Raw genomic sequence first — 18,314 nt, forward strand, 5'->3', positions numbered from 1 at the left:
TTCTGATAGACATCGATTTGTACTGACGTCTGCACTCAAGGGTGCGCTCGACTCGCTCGACTTTTATTTGGCCGAAGAATTTGAAATCGATTACGACGTGTACATAACGGTGGCTTAGGATGAAGCAGAAATAGCGGATCCCCGAGGCTTCTTTGCCGCCATCTACCGATTAGCCAACATGAGTTGGAAAGACAACCTCCACAAAGCCAGCCTGGAAGACCAATCAACAGGGTGAGAACACCACCTATCTCACTGAAACACCCCATCACTGTGGCGAGCAGGCTCGCCACATGAGCAGGATCACCCTTTCAGTGAGACCTGCGAACGCTTCAGCGCCTGGAAAGCTCCATAATCATCCGGCTCAACAGATAAATACGCGGCGCCACACTCTCCACCTCGGCATATTCCTCCGGCGTATGAATATTCCCACCGACAATCCCAAACCCATCCAACGTCGGCGTCCCAACCCCGGCGGACAGGCTTGCATCCGCCGCTCCGCCGCTGCCTTCAATGGTCAGCTTGCGCCCTAACTCCCCATAAATCCCCTGGGCAATCGCCACCAATTTGTCCGACTCCGGCGTCTGCGGCATCGGCGGCAGGCCGCGCAACAGGCTGGTCTTCACTTCGGTTTCAGGGATCAACTTATTCGCTGAAACGCGCGCGAGGTCTTTCTCGATCCGATCAAATTCTTCCGGCAACGCAGCACGCACGTCGGCCTTGGCGGTGGCTTGGTCGGGGATCACATTGGTGCGGTCACCGGCTTTGATGACCGTGAAGTTGATGGTGGTTTTCTTTTCTTCATCGCCGAGTTTGCCCAGTTGCAGGATCTGGTTCGCGGCTTCCATGGCGGCGTTGCGGCCCAGTTCCGGGGCGACACCAGCATGAGCGGCTTTGCCTTTGACTTCGACCACGGCGGTGGCGCTGCCTTTGCGCCATACCACCAGGCCGTCGGCGGGGCGGCCGGGTTCGAGGTTGAGGGTGACGTCGTGGCTTTTGGCGGTGTTGCGGATCAGCTCGGAGGCGGCCTCGGAGCCGGTTTCTTCGCTGGCGTCGAGTAGGAAGGTGATGTTTGCGTAGTCCTTGAAGCCCTGGTTTTTGAGGACTTTCAGCGCGTAGATGCCGGCGACGATGCCGCCCTTGTCATCCATTACGCCCGGGCCATAAGCGCGGCCGTCTTTGATGTGGAACGGGCGTTCGGCGGCCGAGCCTTCCTTGAACACGGTGTCCATGTGGGCCATCAGCAGGATCCTGGCTTTACCGGTGCCCTTGAGGGTAGCGATCACATGGCTGTTGTTGGCGGCCTTGTCCGGCAGCAGTTCGATGCTGAAACCGAGCTGTTTCAGTTCATCGACGGCGATGTCGCGCACTTGGGTCAGGCCTGGCTCGTAGCCGGAGCCCGAATCAATATTCACCAGGCGCTCCAACAGTTTCAAGGCATCGGCCTGGTACTGTTCGGAATCCGCCTGGATCTGTTTGTGGGGTTCGGCGCTGTAGGCCGGCATTGCGCAGGACAAGGCCAGGGTCGCGGCCAGGAGGGTACGGGAGAAGGAGAAGAGCATGGACCGATCCTTGTTTTTTGTTGGGAGGGGCTGCAAACACCCTACCCCACTAAACCGACCGCAACCAACTCCCCTGCACAGCGCTGACCCGGTTACGCCCGCTGCTCTTGGCTTCATACAAGGCCTGGTCAGCGTCGTTGAGCCAACTGGTGGAATCGGCGTGGGCGGCTTGATACGGGGCCAGCCCAATGCTCAGGCTGGCGCGCAGGGTCGGGTCCTGCACATAGGCCAATGCACTGAAGCGATCGCGCAAGGCGTCCATCACTTCCGTGGCCCGAGCAAGTGGCATATCCGGCAAAATCACACAAAACTCATCTCCGCCATAACGCCCGGCCATGTCGGAAGCCCGCAGGTTCTGGCGCAGGACTTTACTCAGTTGGCGCAGCACGATATCGCCAGTGACATGCCCGTAGGTATCGTTGATGGTCTTGAAATGGTCGATGTCGATCAGCGCAATAGCCGCGCCGACCTGCTCGCGGCGGCAGCGCTGAAACTCGATTTCCAGATGGTCTTTCCAGGCGCCGTGGTTGAGCAGGCCGGACAGGCTGTCCGTGCGGCTCAACGCCAGCAACTCGCGTTTATGCCGGGCCAGGGTCACGGCCTGGCGATAGCAGATCCACCCCAGCGCCATGGGATACAGCGTGAGGATCGGCAAGCACGCATACAGCTGGGTCTCGGTGGTCACGGCGATAAACGCCGGACCCAATAGCAACATTGACGCGCCAATACCCAACGCCTGTGCGACCCAACCGGCCAACATAAAGCGAAACCCGCCGATGGCGACGTTGTTCATGGTCATCATCGACAGCGTGGTGACGCCGGGCAGCGGGTTGAAGTGCATGGCGCCGACCCAGAACCCGCCGCAAAAGGAGTCGAACAGCAGGTTGCGGCGTTCGCTGCGCAGCGAATTGCTCGCGCGGCGCGACCATTGATAGGCAAGGTGCGGCCAGACAAAGGCGTTGATCACCATCCATACCCACACCCACGCCGGTGGGTGCAGGGGATACATACCAAACACCACGCACACCAAGCCGAGCGTCAGCCCCAGTAAGCGGGATTTGTATAACCGTGAAGCGAGCGGAAGTCCATTTCCTCCGGCAGCTGACATGGTCGGGTGTAATCCTGAGAGAATGCCTGGAGTCTATCAGGGCAACAGCAAATCGCCACTACCGCTCATAAGGCTGTAGATCAGGCCATTCAGTGCGAAAACCCGCGCGCCAGCATCAACGCCACACCCAGTAGCAACACCGCCGTGACCCGCTGCAACAACACCCGGCGCTTGGGGTTTTCCAATACGTGCTTGATGCGCTGGCCGAAATAGCAGTACAGGCAACCGCTGGCAAATTGCAGCGTCAGAAAGGTTAACCCCAGGATCGCGATATCTGCCGATGAGGTGTGCTCACCTGAGCCGGCAAACTGCGGGAACACCGCGCTGAACATGATGATGGTCTTAGGGTTGGAAAACCCGGTCAGCAAGCCTTTGCCGAACAGGCTGCGCGAGCCCTCCACGGCACCGGCCTTGTTGATCGCGACGCCACTGCTGGTCCACTGCTTGTAGGCCAGGTAAAGAATGTAGGCCACGCCAACAAACTGGATGGTCTGGGTAATGGCGAGGTTGCCCTTGATCAACTCCGAAAAGCCCACGGCAAAGATCAGGATCGAAATCAGGTAGGACACCGTGGCGCCGATCTGCGCCGGGATCGAGCTACGCAGGCCGTCTTTCAAACCCAGGCTCAAGAGCAGCAGGGTCATGGGGCCGGGGCTGAAGGTCATGGTGGCGCAAAACAGCAGAAAATACAGAAACGAAGACAGTGTTAACGCAGTTGTCATGGTCCGGGACCTTGGTTTGAAAAAAACAACGGAGCGGGCCTCGCAAGCGCCCGCCCCTGGGCCCATCAGGCGACCGCGATTTCGGTCGTCAGGGATTCGCGGTACATCAGCGCCAGGTCAGCCAGGGCAGCCTTGGCGGTCTGGTTGCGGGTTTCGAACGCCACCAAGCCTTTCCAATTGGTTTCGACGATGGCCTGCACCACGTCGGCGTAGTCACAGCTGCCGTCATGAATGCCGAAGTGCTGGTCTTGCACGCCATTGTTATTGCTGAAGGAAATGCCCTTGATGAGGTGGTGATACTTGCGCACCACCTCCGCCGGCAGGCCGTTTTCGATATTGGCGTGGCCGGCATCCAGGAAGAAATACACGTTGCTGTGCGCTTGCAGGCGCTCGAATACAAAGGCGTATTCAGCTTCGTGGGTAAAGATGTAGTGGAACGGCCGGTAGTTGACGTAGTTGGACAGGTTCTCCAGGTAGATATCCGTGCCCTTGGCCGCGGCGTAACTTGCCAGTTCCTGTACCGACTTGAGGTAGTGCTCCAGGGCAACCTTCTTGGCCATCAGCACCATTTTCGGCTCGACGATGCAGCCACCGTGAATGATCAACGGCGCGCCCAGACGGCTGGCGATATCGATCTCTTTTTTCACGTACTCCACGGCCGCCACACGGAACGCCTCGACGTCACTGCCCAGTGGGGCCTTGAAGTTGCCGTGGAATATCGGCCGAACGCCGCTCGCCTCGATCTGCGCCTGCAGGCTGACGATGCGTGCCTCGGTCCAGTCGTCAACCATTTCACCGAACAGGCTGCCGTCGATGTACCAGTGGGTGCAGTCGCCTTCGACAGCGGTTTGCAGGCCCTTTTCCGCGCTGAGGTATTTCTGGTGAGCCACACCGGTACAGAACGGCACGGTGGGGTTGATCAGTTTGCTTTCCATGGAGCGATTCCTTTCGTTGATGGAGGGTTAAATTTCGATGGCCATGAAGTCGGCCTTGGTCACGCCGCAATCCGGGCATTTCCAGTCTTCAGGCACCTCTTCCCAAGGGGTGCCTGCCGGGATTCCGTCCTCCGGAATGCCCAATTCTTCTACGTACATAAAGCCGCAGGGTGCGCACATATAAGTCTTCATAAGGATGCGAAATCCATTGCTCGCCTGTAGGGAATGTCGCCAACTCCTGGCGAGATGGCGCGCAGTCTAGGGGAGCGGCATTGCACAAGGCAGGTAAAGTGATGCCTAATCCGGCCTAACTTCACCGGTAAAAGTACCGGCAAAGACAAGGAAGGTTTATGTTTGTATCCGCTATCGCCTTTGTGGAAGGCACGCCCAAGGTCCAGCAGATCGTCGCGGCGTTCAGCCAGGCGATCGAAAGCGGTGAATGGGCGCCCGGCAGTAAGTTGCCGTCGGTGCGTGAGTTGACCCAGACCCTGGGCGTGAGCAAGTTCACCCTCAATGAGGCACTGGACCGTCTGCGTGGGCGCAACCTGCTGACCTCAAGCCAGGGTCGCGGCTACTTTGTGGCGATGGAAACCGCCCACCCGACTTCGGCGACCTGGGTCGACCTGCTGCCCCAGGACCTGCTCAGCGTGTTACGGCGCCCGCTGGTCACCGTCAGCGGCGAGTTGCGGCCCGGTGGCGGCCACTTGCCGGAGGAATGGTTGAACGGCGAAGCCATCCGCCAAACCATGCGCAGCGTGGTGCGCGCGCCGTCGTTGCGCATTGCCGGGCTGGGCACGCCGGCCGGGCTGTTGCCGCTGCGCCAGGCCCTGCAACAGAAACTGCACGCCGACGGCCTGTCGGTGCCGGTGGAGCAAATCATCACCACCCCCAACACGGTGCAGGGCCTGGACATGCTGATGCGCCTGCTCGCACGCCCCGGCGACACGGTGCTGCTGGACGCGCCGTGTTACTTCAACTTCCACGCCAACCTGGCCCTGCATGGCGTCAAAGTGGTGACTATCCAGCGCCGTCCCGACGGCTTTGACTTCACCGCCCTCGAACAACTGCTGGCCGAACACCGCCCCAGCCTGTATCTCACCACCAGCGTGCTGCATAACCCTACCGGCCATTCTTTCAGCCCCAGTCAGGCGTTTCGCCTGCTGCAACTGACCCAGCACTACCACTGCCATATTGTCGAAGATGACCTCTACGGCGACTTGCACCCCAACCCGCCGCCCCGACTGGCGACCCTTGCCGGCCTGGAGCAGGTCACCTACCTGTCGGGGTTCTCCAAGATCCTCAGCGCCAACACACGCGTCAGTTATGTGGTGGCCGCGCCGCAGTTGGCCGCCAACCTGACCAACATGAAGTTGATGAGTGGCGGCGTGACCTCGGAGCTGTTCGAACAGATTGTCTATCGCATGCTCAGCGAAGGCAGCTATGCCAAACACCGCAAGCGTATGGTGCAGCGCTTGATGGAATCGGGTGGGCGTGTCGAACAGTGGCTCAAGCGCTGCGGCTGCGAATTGCCGATGGCCTTTGAAGGCGGCATGTTTATCTGGGCGCGCCTGCCACCGGGGGTGGACGGCGAGCAGCTGGCCCAGGAGGCGTTGAAACGCAGCATGGTCTTGGCGCCGGGCGCGCTATTCGGCTATGACCCGGCGCACCTTGATTCGATGCGCTTCAATGTGGCCCACAGTGACGAGCCACGCGCACAACGGGTATTCGAAGCGCTGCTGCTGAAGGCCGGGCGTAAGCCTTGAGCGGTCGCGCCATGGATGCGCAGAAGCCGATCACTCACTACCCGCTCAACGCCGATACGCCAACCACCTCACACAGCGATCCCCGAGGCTTTGCACGCCCTGCACCAGCGCCACCAACACGATGACCGTCACCACCATGATCTGGTTAGTGAAACGCTGGTAGCCATACCGTCTCGCCAAGTCGCCCAGGCCGCCGCCACCGATCACGCCGGCCATGGACGAAAAGCTCGGCGCCGACCTCGAACTGTTCAAGCAGGCCCGGCTGGCCCCGGGTGATCTGCGAAGCGGCGCGGTTGTAACCGCGAAAGTGCGCGGAGTTGAGCATGCCAACCGCGTGCTTATCGGCGACGGGCAAGGCAAACCATGCGCGGGCCTGCTGCTGCACCTGGCTCAACAGCGCCGGGTCGATCCCGTGGCCGGTGAGGTAGAAAAACCCGATATGCCGCGCGGCTGCGGGCTGCCGTCGAGCTGGGACGGGTCGAGCAACGGCACAGTGTGCGCCAAGGTCCGGTTGCGCTTTTAGTGCGGCCTTTAATGCACATTACTGATAACTTAAACGCAACATGATTCGGCAATTTAATAATTAGGTTAGAACCAACAGGCATTTTACAGACCCACCCGCTGCCCTTACTTTTGACCCGAGTAACCGACCCCACGCCCGGAGGAGGTGTTAACCCCGTCATCAGCAAGGACAGACCATGAGCATTGAATTCATCGGCTATATCGGCGGCCACCACGCCTCCGAGATCCACCCGCGCAGCGGCCCTACCCTGCAACCCGACTACGTCGAAAGCGTGGCCCGCGCCCACGAAGCCGCAGGTTTCGACCGCGCCCTGGTGGCCTTCCACTCCAACAGCCCGGACAGCACGCTGATCGCCGCACAGGCCGCCAGCGTGACCAAAAACCTGCAGTTCCTGATCGCCCATCGTCCAGGTTTTACCCAACCGACGCTGGCGGCACGCCAATTCGCCACCCTGGACGTGTTCAACGGTGGCCGCACCGCTGTGCACATCATTACCGGTGGCGACGACCGTGAACTGCGCGCCGATGGCAGCCATATCGGCAAGGACGAACGCTACGCACGCACCGACGAATACCTCAGTGTGGTACGTCAGGAATGGACCAGCGAACAGCCGTTCAATTTCGACGGCACCTACTATCAGGTGGAGGGCGCGCACTCGACGGTGAAATCGCCGCAGCTGCCGCACATTCCAGTGTATTTCGGGGGTTCGTCCAAGGCCGCCATTGAAGTCGCAGCCAAGCATGCCGACGTGTATGCGCTGTGGGGTGAAACCTATGAGCAGGTGCGCGAAACCGTGACTCAGGTGCGTGCGGAAGCGGCCAGGCACGGGCGTACGATTCGCTTCAGCTTGTCGTTGCGACCGATCCTCGCCGAAACCGAGGCGCTGGCATGGGCGCGGGCCGAGACGATCCTGCAACAAGCGACCGCGCTGGCCGAAAAGAATGGCTTTGTGCGCCGTGAACCGCCGAATGAAGGCTCGCGGCGCTTGCTGGCTGCAGCAGCGCAAGGGTCGCGACTGGATAAGCGTTTGTGGACCGGAATTGCCGGGTTGCTCGGCGCACAGGGCAACTCCACTTCGCTGGTAGGCACCGCCGAACAAGTCGCTGAAGCGTTGCTGGATTACTACGACCTGGGCATCACCACCTTCCTGATCCGTGGATTCGACCCGCTCAATGATGCGATCGACTATGGCAAGCAACTGATCCCACTGACCCGCCAGCTGGTCGCAGCGCGCGAGCAGGCCAAACAGGTCGCTTAACGATGCGCGCCAGCGCCGTGCACAACCCTGATGGCAACACAGATCAACTGTGGGAGCGGGCTTGCTCGCGAAAGCGGTGGGTCAGTCGATATCTCCGTTGACTGACACTGCGCATTCGCGAGCAAGCCCGCTCCCACATTGTGCCCTGCGTTTTACCCACGCAAGCGTGCCAGTTCTTCTGCGCAATAGTCACCCAACCATTGCCCCGCCTCGGTCAACGACGCACTGCTAGGGTGGTGGCGGTGATGTCATAGAGCTGCGCATGCCCGATTCGATGCGCGCCAGCGCCGTGCACAACCCTGATTGGCAACACAGATCTACTGTGGGAGCGGGCTTGCTCGCGAAAGCGGTGGGTCAGTCGATATCTCCGTTGACTGACACTGCGCATTCGCGAGCAAGCCCGCTCCCACATTTTGCCCTGCGTTTTACCCAGGCAAGCGTGCCAGTTCTTCTGCGCAATAGTCACCCAACCATTGCCCCGCCTTGGTCAACGACACACTGATAGGGTGAGTGGCGCTGTTGGCAGGCGGTGATGCCATATCTTTCGATGCGCGCCTGCGCCGTGCACAACCCTGATGGCAACACAGATCAACTGTGGGAGCGGGCTTGCTCGCGAAAGCGGTGGGTCAGTCGATATCTCCGTTGACTGACACTGCGCATTCGCGAGCAAGCCCGCTCCCACATTTTGCCCTGCGTTTTACCCACGCAAGCGTGCCGGTTCTTCTGCGCAATAGTCACCCAACCATTGCCCCGCCTTGGTCAACGACACACTGATAGGGTGAGTGGCGCTGTTGGCAGGCGGTGATGCCATATCTTTCGATGCGCGCCTGCGCCGTGCACAACCCTGATGGGCAACACAGATCAACTGTGGGAGCGGGCTTGCTCGCGAAAGCGGTGGGTCAGTCAATATTTCCGTTGACTGACACTGCGCATTCGCGAGCCAGCCCGCTCCCACATTTTGCCCTGCGTTTTACCCAGGCAAGCGTGCCGGTTCTTCTGCGCAATAGTCGCCCAACCATTGCCCCGCCTTGGTCAACGACACACTGATAGGGTGAGTGGCGGTGATGTCATAGAGCTGCGCATGCCCGATTCGATGCGCGCCTGCGCCGTGCACAACCCTGATTGGCAACACAGATCAACTGTGGGAGCGGGCTTGCTCGCGAAAGCGGTGGGTCAGTCAATATTTCCGTTGACTGACACTGCGCATTCGCGAGCAAGCCCGCTCCCACATTTTGCCCTGCGTTTTACCCACGCAAGCGTGCCGGTTCTTCTGCGCAATAGTCGCCCAACCATTGCCCCGCCTTGGTCAACGACGCTCTGCTAGGGTGGTGGCGGTGATGTCATAGAGCGGCGCATGCCCGATTCGATGCGCGCCTGCACCGTGCACAACCCTGATTGGCAACACAGATCAACTGTGGGAGCGGGCTTGCTCGCGAAAGCGGTGGGTCAGTCGATATCTCCGTTGACTGACACTGCGCATTCGCGAGCAAGCCCGCTCCCCCATTTTTTAGTCATTCAGTGATTTCAAACTCAGTTTTTGTAATCGGTATCGGTGCGTTCCAATTGCCGAATCAATGCATTCCAATGGCGTGCCACGCCCGGCCCTTCGCCATTGCTGAACACCTTGGCCTGCTCTTCGACCTTGGCCACCACGTCTGCCGGCGGGAAGATCAATTGAGCATTGCCGCCCGCCTGCGCCGCAATCTGGATGGTGCAGGCGCGCTCCAACCCTTGCAGCTGCTGGAACGCATGCTCCACGCTGACGCCAGCCGTCAACAGCCCATGGTTGCGCAAGATCATCACACTCTTGTCACCCAAATCGGCCACCAGCCGCTCACGCTCATCCAGGTCCAGGGCCACGCCCTCATAGCCGTGATAGGCGACTCGCCCGGAGAACGCGATGGCATGTTGGGAGATCGGCAACAGCCCGTCCTTTTGCGCCGACACCGCAATACCGTCACGGGTGTGAGTGTGCAGCACCGCTTGCAGGTCGTGGCGGGCACCGTGAATAGCGCTATGGATCACATACCCGGCGTAATTGATGCCCAGGCCGGTGGGGTCATCGACCAGGGTACCGTCGAGGTCGACCTTGACCAGGTTGGAGGCGCTGATTTCATCGAACAATAGCCCGAAGGCGTTGATCAGAAAATGCTCCTGCGGCCCCGGTACACGCGCGGAGAAGTGCGTATAGATGTGGTCGGTCCACTTGTACAACGCCGCCAGTCGATAGGCCGCGGCCAGTTTGACGCGCACCTCCCACTCTTCTGGCGTGACGCGCTGGCGAACGTTGCTGGAAACGCTGGAGATCGGGGTGACGCTGCTCATGGCAAAACTTCCTGGATGGCCTTAAGGACTTCCAGTCAGCCTATGGGATGGCAAAAAATAATAAAAATCACATTTTAATCTAAGCTAATTATTATTTTTTTTCATAACCTTAATGCTCAGGCCGCGTCCCGCAGCTTGTGCAACGACGCCGCCACCCACTGGCCAAACGCATCCACCGGGCCTTGCAGGTTGCCCAGGAAATGTGGGTAGATCAGCCACAAATCCAGCACCGGCTTGAAGTCCTTGAGCGGCATCACCGCCAGTTGCTCGCGATGGGCGCTGCGCTCCAACAGCGGCCGTGGCACCAAGCCCAGCCCCAGGCCGTCCGCTACCAGCCCCAATTGCAGCTCGGTGCCGAAGGTTTCCAGGTTGACCCGCAATGCCAAGCCTTGATCGGACAACGTGCGCTGCAAACCGGCACGGAAACCGCAGCCATCCGGGTTGAGAATCCAGCCATTCTGGTACACGTCCGCCAACTTGCAGGGCTTCTTCGGTAACTGTGCCTGGGCACACACCACCACCAGCTCCATCTTGCCGATGGACTCACCGACAATGTTGTCCGGGAATATCTTGCCGGCCGGGAACAAGGCCGCCGCCGCATCCAGCTCGCCGCGCTCGATCTTGCCCACCAACTGGCTGCCCCAGCCGGTGGCGACCTGGGCGCGCAGGTCCGGGTATTCGGTACGCAACTGCTTGAGCGCATCCAACAGCACCGCATCGCCGATGGTCTGCGGCACACCCAGGCGCAGCACACCGGTAGGCGGCGCGTCCGTGGCTACCAGCTCACGCAGGGCATCCATCTCACGCAGGATCAAACGGCATTGCTCATAGACCCGGGTGCCGATCAGCGTCGGCTTGAGGGGTTTGGTATTGCGGTCGAACAGCTCCACACCCAGCGCCTGCTCGAAGTTCTGCACACGGCGGGTGATAGCCGGCTGGGTCAGCTGCAACGACTCGGCTGCATGGCTGATGGACTGGCAACGAATCACTTCGACAAAGGCATCGATATCGTCAATTTTCATTTGGGCCGCACATAGAGAACAGTCATTAAGATGTGTGCCAAGCATAGTTGCCGCCACGCTGCCTGGATAGCCCAGGCTGGAATCAATAACGTCTAACGCTATTCAGACCGGTTCTAAATTACCTTCAGCTATAAGCTAATCATTAAAAAATAGCATATTAAATACAAACATTATGCTTATATAAAACCATCAACCGCACGATGGAACTGCCATGACCCAGGCCCCGCACCCCGAGAGACTCAGAGCCTTTATAGGCGCCCTGGCGGAATTGATCGACGGCAACCCACGCGAAGGCGACCTGTTGCACCGTGGCGGCAAGTTACTGGCGCAACTGGTCAGCCACGATGACTGGCTGCCCGACGAATACGCCCAACCCGACCCGCAGCGCTACCAGCAATTTTTGCTGCATGCTGACTCACGCCAGCGTTTCAGCATTGTCAGTTTTGTGTGGGGGCCGGGGCAAAGCACACCGATTCATGACCATCGGGTGTGGGGGCTGATTGGCATGTTGCGTGGCGCGGAGTTTTCCCAGGGGTTCGAACGCGCACCCGACGGCAGCCTGGTGGCCGAAGGCAAGCCTGTTCAGTTGCTGCCGGGCCAGGTCGAGGCGGTGTCGCCCAAGGTGGGGGATATTCATCAGGTCAGTAATGCCCACCGCGACCAGGTGTCCATCAGCATCCATGTGTACGGCGCCAATATCGGTGCCGTGCGCCGCGCGGTGTACCAGCCCGACGGCAGCGAGAAACTGTTTATCTCCGGTTATTCCAACGCCTACCTCCCGAACATCTGGGATGTGTCCAAAGAAAAGAGCCCTGCCCTATGACCACCGTATCGACCCGCAGCTTTGCCCAGATTCGCCAGGCCTTGTTGGACCGTGAGGAAGTCGCTCTGCTCGACGTGCGTGAAGAGGCGCCGTTTGCCGAGTCTCACCCGCTGTTCGCGGCGAACATCCCGCTGTCCAAGCTGGAACTGGAGGTGTATTCGCGAATTCCGCGTCGAGACACCCAGGTCACCGTCTACGACAACGGCGAGGGGCTGGCGCAGCGTGCCGCTGAGCGCCTGGTTGCGCTGGGCTACACCCAGGTCAGCCAGTTGGCAGGTGGGCTCGACGGTTGGCGGCGAGCCGGTGGCGAACTGTTTATCGACGTCAACGTGCCCAGCAAGGCCTTTGGCGAACTGGTCGAAAGCGAACGGCATACGCCGTCCCTGGCGGCTGAACAGGTGCAGGCCTTGCTCGACAGCCAGGCCGATGTGGTGGTGCTCGACGCGCGCCGTTTCGACGAATACCAGACCATGAGCATCCCCACCGGCATCAGCGTGCCCGGTGCCGAACTGGTGTTGCGCGCCCGTGAACTGGCGCCGGACCCGGCCACGCATATCATCGTCAACTGCGCCGGGCGTACCCGCAGCATCATCGGCACCCAGTCGCTGATCAATGCCGGCATCGCCAACCCGGTGTCGGCCTTGCGCAACGGCACCATCGGCTGGACCTTGGCCGGGCAGACACTCGCCCATGGCCAGTCGCGCCGCTTTGCCCCAACGTCAGAAGAACACCGCCGGATCGCCGCCCAGGACGCGCGTCGCGTTGCCGACACAGCCCGCGTCGGCCGCGCCACGCTGGCGGACCTGCAGCGCTGGCAGCAGGAACCGACGCGCACCACCTACCTGTTTGATGTGCGCACCCCGGAAGAATTCGAAGCCGGCCACTTGCCCGGCGCGCGCTCCACGCCGGGGGGCCAACTGGTCCAGGAAACCGACCACGTCGCCAGCGTACGCGGTGCGCGGCTGGTGCTGGCGGATGACGATGGCGTACGGGCCAATATGTCGGCGTCCTGGCTGGCCCAGCTTGGCTGGGAAGTGCATGTGCTGGACGCGCTGCAACCGGCGCATTTCAGTCAACACGGTGCCTGGGTTGCCCCGGTGCCCGCGCCGCCCCAAGCCGAACTCATCAGCCCACACACCCTCGCTGACTGGCTGGGACATGGCGACACGGTCGTGTTGGACTTCACCGCCAGCGCCAACTATGTGAAGCGTCATATCCCGGGGGCCTGGTGGGTGCTGCGCGCGCAGTTGCCCGAGGCCCTGGCCAAGGTGCCGACTGCCCAGCGTTACGTGCTGACCTGCGGCAGCAGCCAATTGGCGCGCCTGGCAGTGCCCGAGGTCGAAGCCATTACCGGCAAGCAGGTGTTCCTGCTGCAAGACGGCACGGCCGGCTGGATCAACGCGCAACTGCCGCTGCAAGCCGGTGAAACCCACCTGGCCTCACCACGCATCGACCGTTACCGCCGCCCCTACGAAGGCACCGACAACCCCAAGGAAGCCATGCAGGCGTACCTGGATTGGGAGTTCGGCCTGGTCGACCAACTGGCCCGCGACGCCACCCACGGCTTCCATGTGATCTGACCCCACCACTGACGCTACAGCTGCACCGCGAGCGGTGCAGCGCCCAAGGACATCCGACCCCTTCTCCAGGCGGAGGTATCCGTACCCTTTCAACAAACGCCTGGAGTTTGTCTCATGCTGTTCTCCACACCGTTCAAGCGCCTTCTGCTGGGCGCCGCCCTCGCCCTCGGCCTGGTCACCACCGCCCACGCCGCTGACCTGCAACCGCTGCGGGTGGCCAATCAGAAATCCACGATCAAGGCGCTGCTGGAAGCTTCCGGCGAAACCAAAAACGTCCCGTACGAAATCAAGTGGGCGGAGTTCCCGTCCGCCTCGCCGTTGGGCGAAGCCTTGAATGCCGGCGCCGTCGATATCGGTGCCTTGGGCGATGCACCGTATGTGTTCGCCCTGGGTGCAGGGGCATCGCTCAAGGTGGTCAGCATCATCCACGCCGAAGGGCGCAACACCACGGCCCTGCTGGTGCCCAAGGACTCACCGATCAAGACCGTGGCCGACCTCAAGGGTAAAAAAATCGTCACCGGGCGCGGCTCCATCGGCCATTACCTGGCGATCAAGGCCCTGGCCAGCGCTGGCCTGACCACCCAGGACGTGCAGTTCATTTTCCTGCTGCCCAGCGAATCGCGCCTGGTGCTGGATAACGGTACGGTCGACGCCTGGGCCACATGGGACCCCTACACCACCGTGGTCACCTCACAGAGCCAGGCCCGCGTGTTGATCAGTGGCAATCAGCTGCTGAGCAATCACCTGTATTTCGCCGCCACCCGCCAGGCCATCGCTGAAAAACGCACGCAACTGGATGACTTTGTCGCCCGCGTCGATCGCGCTTACGCATGGGCCAACACGCACCCCGATGAATACGCCGCCGCCCAGGCCAGGATCACCGGCCTGCCGTTAGCCGTGCACGTGGAGGTGGCCAAAGACACCCATCTGTCCCCCGTGCTGATCGACGACGCGGTCATCCGCGGCCTTCAAGCCACTGCCGACACCTATCAAAAAGAAGGCCTGCTGCCCAACCACATCGATGTGTCGCAGGGCTTCGACAAGCGCTTTAACGCCGAGCGTGTCCCCCATTCCCAAGCATCGCGCTAACAGGAGCAGCACATGAGCAAGCCAAGTCAATTGAAGCCACGCCATTTGAAACTGGGCGCCATGGTCCACGGTGTCGGTCACGGCTGGGGCGAATGGCGCCATCCACAGGCGCAAGCCAATGCCAGTACTCACTTTGGCTTCTACAAGCAGCAGACTGAACTGGCCGAAAGCGCCAAATTCGACTTCGTGTTTATCGCCGACAGCCTGCACATTCACGCCAAATCCAGCCCGCACTACCTCAACCGTTTCGAGCCGCTGACGATCCTCTCGGCCCTCGCCGCATTGACCACGCATATCGGCCTGGTGGCGACGGTGACGGTGAGCTACACCGAGCCTTACCAGGTGGCGCGCCAATTTGCCTCCCTGGACCATATCAGCGGCGGCCGCGCCGGGTGGAACGTGGTGACCTCCTGGCTGAGCGGCACCGCCGATAACTTCGGCAAAGCCGAGCACCCGCCACACGCCGTGCGCTACCGCATCGCCAAGGAACACCTGAACGTGGTCCAGGGCCTGTGGGATTCCTGGGAAGACGACGCCTTTACCTACGACAAACAGAGCGGCGAGTTTTTCACCCCGCACAAGCTGCATGCCCTGAATCACAAAGGCGAGTTTTTTTCGGTGAAAGGCCCGCTGAACATCGCCCGCTCGCGCCAGGGCCAGCCGGTGGTTTTCCAGGCGGGCACCTCGGAAGATGGGCGTAACTTTGCCGCCGAACATGCTGATGCGATTTTTGTGCACGTCGAGAATATCGACGAGGCCAAGGCCTACACCGCCGACTTGAAACGCCGCGCCAAGGGCTTTGGCCGTGACCCCGACAGCCTGTCGATCCTGCCCGGTATCCGCCCGATTGTCGGGCGCGATGCTGCGCAGGTGGAACGTCGCTATCAGCAGGCCGTGGACCTGGTGACCATAGAAGACGCCATTGTGGCGCTGGGCCGCCCCTTCAACGACCACGACTTCAGCCAATACCCGCTGGATGAAGCGTTCCCGGAGCTCGGCGACCTGGGCGCCAACAGTCAGAAAGGCGGCTCCGACCGCATCAAGCAATGGGCCAGGGACGAAGGCCTGACATTACGCGAAGTGGCCCTGCGTTTTTCGCGGCCCAATCGCGATTTTGTCGGCACGGCGGAGCAAGTCGCCGACGCGATCCAGACCTGGTTTGAAACCGGCGCCAGTGACGGTTTCATCATCAACTCGGTGTTGCCGGATGGCTTGCAGTTCTTCACCGAATGGGTGGTGCCGGTGCTGCAACAGCGCGGGCTGTTTCGCACTGAGTACAGCGGCCACACCTTGCGCGACAACCTCGGGCTGCAAGTCCCGGCCAATCGTTACAGCGTGGCTGAAGCGCCCCTCAAGGCCCTGGCTTGAACGAGGTGGCTGGCGCCCGATCACCGCGTGTCGGGCAGCCCATGCAGGGGCTCAACCAGCGCCCTTGCGAACCCGCCCGCCCCCCATTTGACTGAGTACAGACTCATGACGCAACCGTCGTTACGCTCCGTGGAAGTCGCCAACTTCGAAGCCCTGCTCGAACGCCTCAGCGCTGAATTGGCCAGCAACGCGCATGTCTATGATGAGAGCGGCGCCTTCCCCCATGACAACTTCAAGCGCTTGCATGCGCATGGATTGGTCGCCTTCACCGTGCCCAAAGCCCTGGGTGGAGGCGGCGCCAACCTGCCCCAGGCACGCCAAGCCATCAGCGCGATTGCCAAGGGCGAGCCCTCTACGGCACTGATCCTGGTGATGCAGTACCTGCAGCACACACGCCTGCAAGACAGTAAAACCTGGCCCCGCCACCTGCGCGTGCGCGTCGCCGAAGACGCGGTGCGCAACGGTGCGTTGATCAATGCCCTGCGCGTCGAACCCGACCTCGGCACCCCGGCCCGTGGCGGCCTGCCGGCAACCACGGCGGTGCGCACCGCCGAGGGCTGGCGCATCAGCGGGCGCAAAATCTACTCCACCGGCAGCCATGGCCTGAGCTGGTTCAGCGTGTGGGCGCGCAGTGACGACAGCGACCCGTTGGTCGGTGCCTGGCTGGTGCCCAAAAACAGCCCGGGCGTGAGCATCATCGACACCTGGGACCATCTGGGCATGCGGGCGACCTGCAGCCATGAAGTGGTGCTCGATAACGTATTAGTGCCGCTGGACCACGCCGTCAGTGTGAGCCCTTGGAGCGCGCCGCAGCCGGAACTCGATGCCGATGGGTTCCTGTGGATGTCGGTGTTGCTGTCGTCGGTGTATGACGCGGTGGCCCAGGCCGCGCGGGACTGGCTGGTGAATTGGCTGGAACACCGCAAGCCGTCCAATCTCGGCGCCGCGCTGTCGAGCTTGCCGCGTTTTCAAGAAACGGTCGGCCATATCGACACCCTGCTGTTTGCCAATCGCAGCCTGCTTGATGCGGCCGCCGAAGGTCACACGCCTGCCGCCAATGCCGCGCAGCTTAAATACCTGGTGACCGGCAATGCGATTCGCGCCGTGGAGCTGGCCATTGAAGCCTCGGGCAACCCTGGCCTGTCGCGCCACAGCCCGCTGCAACGTTACTACCGCGACGTGTTGTGCAGTCGCGTGCATACGCCACAAAACGACGCCGTGCTGCAAGGCGTCGGCAAAGCGGCCTTCGCCCAACGTGCCCCCCTCTGAAGAAGGAACGCTCATGAGTCAGGTGATTATCGCCAGCCAACTGGACGAAGATTATAACGATGTGATTCGCGAACGCCTCGCGACGATCCACCCGCAGGCCCAAGTGATCGGCGTGCCCGCCGGCGTGCCGAGTGACCTGCCGCCCCAGGCCAATATCCTGCTGCTGCGCCCGATCAATGTGCGCGGCTACACCGCACCGGACACCCCACCGCCCGGCTGGCCCTATGGCGCGCAGTGGGTGCACCTGGTGTCATCGGGCATCGATTTTTACCCGCAGTGGCTGTTCAACGGCCCACCGGTCAGCACCTCCCGGGGCAGCGCCGCCGATAACCTCGCCGAATTCGCCCTGGCGACGCTCTTCGCCCCGTCCAAGCATTTGCCGGACATCTGGGTGAAGGACGCCCAGTGGCATTTCACCGCACTGCGCCCGCTCAAGGGCACCACCCTGGGCCTGCTCGGCTTTGGTGCCATCGGCGAAGCCCTCGCGCACAAGGCCCTGGCCCTTGGGATCAACGTGGTCGCACTGCGCCAACGCGCGGCGCCCATTGAGCTGGAAGGTGTAGAAACCGCGCGGGATATCCACGACCTGTTCGCCCGCGCAGACCACCTGGTACTGGCCGCGCCACTCACCGAGGCCACTCGGCATATCGTTAACCGTGATGTGCTGGGCAGCGCCAAGCCGGGGCTGCACCTGATCAACATTGCGCGCGGTGGCCTGCTGGACCAAGAGGCGTTGCTGGAAGCGCTGGACAACGGCCGGATCGGCCTAGCCTCGCTGGACGTGACCGAGCCGGAACCGTTGCCGGACGGGCACCCGCTGTATACCCATCCGCGTGTGCGCTTGTCGCCCCATACCTCAGCCATTTCGACCAACAGCAGGCAGGAAATTGCCGAGACGTTCCTGGCGAATCTTGAGCGTTATGTAAGCGGTTCAGCGCTGGCCAACGTGGTCGATCGCTGAGCCGAACGC

At 61.4% G+C, this 18,314-nt stretch carries 15 protein-coding genes and 2 pseudogenes; 8 read left to right on the plus strand and 9 right to left on the minus strand.

The features are described 5' to 3' along the window. Positions 1 to 329 precede the first annotated feature (329 nt). The 5 genes from JFT85_RS05225 to JFT85_RS05245 form a co-directional block, all read right to left on the minus strand. On the minus strand, positions 330 to 1,559 hold the full coding sequence (locus JFT85_RS05225) for a M20/M25/M40 family metallo-hydrolase (protein WP_201229382.1): 1,230 nt from the start codon (positions 1,557 to 1,559) through the stop codon (positions 330 to 332). Positions 1,560 to 1,608: 49 nt separating this feature from the next. Next, a complete protein-coding gene (locus JFT85_RS05230; RefSeq protein WP_053255596.1) occupies positions 1,609 to 2,667 on the minus strand; it encodes a diguanylate cyclase in 1,059 nt (352 codons plus the stop codon). A gap of 89 nt (positions 2,668 to 2,756) precedes the next feature. Beyond that, the gene (locus JFT85_RS05235) at positions 2,757 to 3,389 is read right to left on the minus strand and encodes a LysE family translocator (RefSeq protein WP_053255595.1); all 633 of its coding nucleotides are present in this window, start codon (positions 3,387 to 3,389) and stop codon (positions 2,757 to 2,759) included. 65 nt (positions 3,390 to 3,454) lie between these two features. Then, positions 3,455 to 4,324 (minus strand): sugar phosphate isomerase/epimerase family protein, encoded by an 870-nt coding sequence (locus tag JFT85_RS05240; protein ID WP_053255594.1) that lies wholly within the window; start codon positions 4,322 to 4,324, stop codon positions 3,455 to 3,457. 27 nt (positions 4,325 to 4,351) lie between these two features. Further along, positions 4,352 to 4,516, minus strand: coding sequence for a rubredoxin (locus tag JFT85_RS05245; protein WP_053255593.1), 165 nt, complete (start codon positions 4,514 to 4,516; stop codon positions 4,352 to 4,354). 158 nt (positions 4,517 to 4,674) lie between these two features. Here JFT85_RS05245 and JFT85_RS05250 point away from each other — a divergent pair, with 158 nt between their 5' ends. Then, positions 4,675 to 6,087 (plus strand): aminotransferase-like domain-containing protein, encoded by a 1,413-nt coding sequence (locus tag JFT85_RS05250; RefSeq protein ID WP_201229390.1) that lies wholly within the window; start codon positions 4,675 to 4,677, stop codon positions 6,085 to 6,087. 45 nt (positions 6,088 to 6,132) lie between these two features. Here the strand turns inward: JFT85_RS05250 and JFT85_RS05255 are convergent. Together JFT85_RS05255 and JFT85_RS28410 are read right to left on the minus strand one after the other, a co-directional pair. After that, positions 6,133 to 6,312: pseudogene (locus JFT85_RS05255) on the minus strand (metal ABC transporter permease); the annotation flags it as partial. A 1-nt stretch (position 6,313) separates the two neighbouring features. Beyond that, positions 6,314 to 6,591: pseudogene (locus tag JFT85_RS28410) on the minus strand (2-oxoglutarate and iron-dependent oxygenase domain-containing protein); the annotation flags it as partial. 194 nt (positions 6,592 to 6,785) lie between these two features. Here JFT85_RS28410 and JFT85_RS05265 point away from each other — a divergent pair. Next, the gene (locus JFT85_RS05265; RefSeq protein ID WP_201229392.1) at positions 6,786 to 7,868 is read left to right on the plus strand and encodes an LLM class flavin-dependent oxidoreductase; all 1,083 of its coding nucleotides are present in this window, start codon (positions 6,786 to 6,788) and stop codon (positions 7,866 to 7,868) included. Between the two features lie 1,530 nt (positions 7,869 to 9,398). On the opposite strand, the gene JFT85_RS05270 is transcribed toward JFT85_RS05265, so the two are convergent. Then, positions 9,399 to 10,193, minus strand: a complete 795-nt coding sequence (locus JFT85_RS05270; RefSeq protein WP_053255589.1) for a class II aldolase/adducin family protein — start codon at positions 10,191 to 10,193, stop codon at positions 9,399 to 9,401. Between the two features lie 116 nt (positions 10,194 to 10,309). After that, the gene (locus JFT85_RS05275) at positions 10,310 to 11,215 is read right to left on the minus strand and encodes a LysR family transcriptional regulator (protein ID WP_053255588.1); all 906 of its coding nucleotides are present in this window, start codon (positions 11,213 to 11,215) and stop codon (positions 10,310 to 10,312) included. 211 nt (positions 11,216 to 11,426) lie between these two features. Here JFT85_RS05275 and JFT85_RS05280 point away from each other — a divergent pair, with 211 nt between their 5' ends. From JFT85_RS05280 to JFT85_RS05305, 6 genes are all read left to right on the plus strand, one after another. Then, entirely contained in the window at positions 11,427 to 12,038 is a 612-nt protein-coding gene (locus tag JFT85_RS05280) for a cysteine dioxygenase family protein (RefSeq protein ID WP_053255587.1), read from the plus strand. After that, positions 12,035 to 13,618, plus strand: a complete 1,584-nt coding sequence (locus tag JFT85_RS05285) for a rhodanese homology domain-containing protein (protein ID WP_053255586.1) — start codon at positions 12,035 to 12,037, stop codon at positions 13,616 to 13,618. The genes JFT85_RS05280 and JFT85_RS05285 overlap by 4 nt, the downstream gene beginning before the upstream one ends. A gap of 114 nt (positions 13,619 to 13,732) precedes the next feature. After that, complete coding sequence (locus JFT85_RS05290) at positions 13,733 to 14,707, plus strand: ABC transporter substrate-binding protein (protein ID WP_053255585.1); 975 nt, start codon at positions 13,733 to 13,735, stop codon at positions 14,705 to 14,707. Between the two features lie 12 nt (positions 14,708 to 14,719). Next, complete coding sequence (locus JFT85_RS05295) at positions 14,720 to 16,075, plus strand: LLM class flavin-dependent oxidoreductase (protein WP_053255584.1); 1,356 nt, start codon at positions 14,720 to 14,722, stop codon at positions 16,073 to 16,075. A gap of 105 nt (positions 16,076 to 16,180) precedes the next feature. Next, positions 16,181 to 17,344: an acyl-CoA dehydrogenase family protein gene (locus JFT85_RS05300; RefSeq protein ID WP_053255583.1), complete on the plus strand. Its 1,164-nt coding sequence runs from the start codon at positions 16,181 to 16,183 to the stop codon at positions 17,342 to 17,344. Positions 17,345 to 17,357: 13 nt separating this feature from the next. Beyond that, positions 17,358 to 18,305 (plus strand): D-isomer specific 2-hydroxyacid dehydrogenase family protein, encoded by a 948-nt coding sequence (locus JFT85_RS05305; RefSeq protein ID WP_201229394.1) that lies wholly within the window; start codon positions 17,358 to 17,360, stop codon positions 18,303 to 18,305. The last annotated feature ends 9 nt before the right edge of the window (positions 18,306 to 18,314 follow it).

The organism is Pseudomonas sp. TH04, assembly GCF_016651355.1.
GTDB classification, from domain to species: Bacteria; Pseudomonadota; Gammaproteobacteria; order Pseudomonadales; family Pseudomonadaceae; genus Aquipseudomonas; species Aquipseudomonas fluorescens.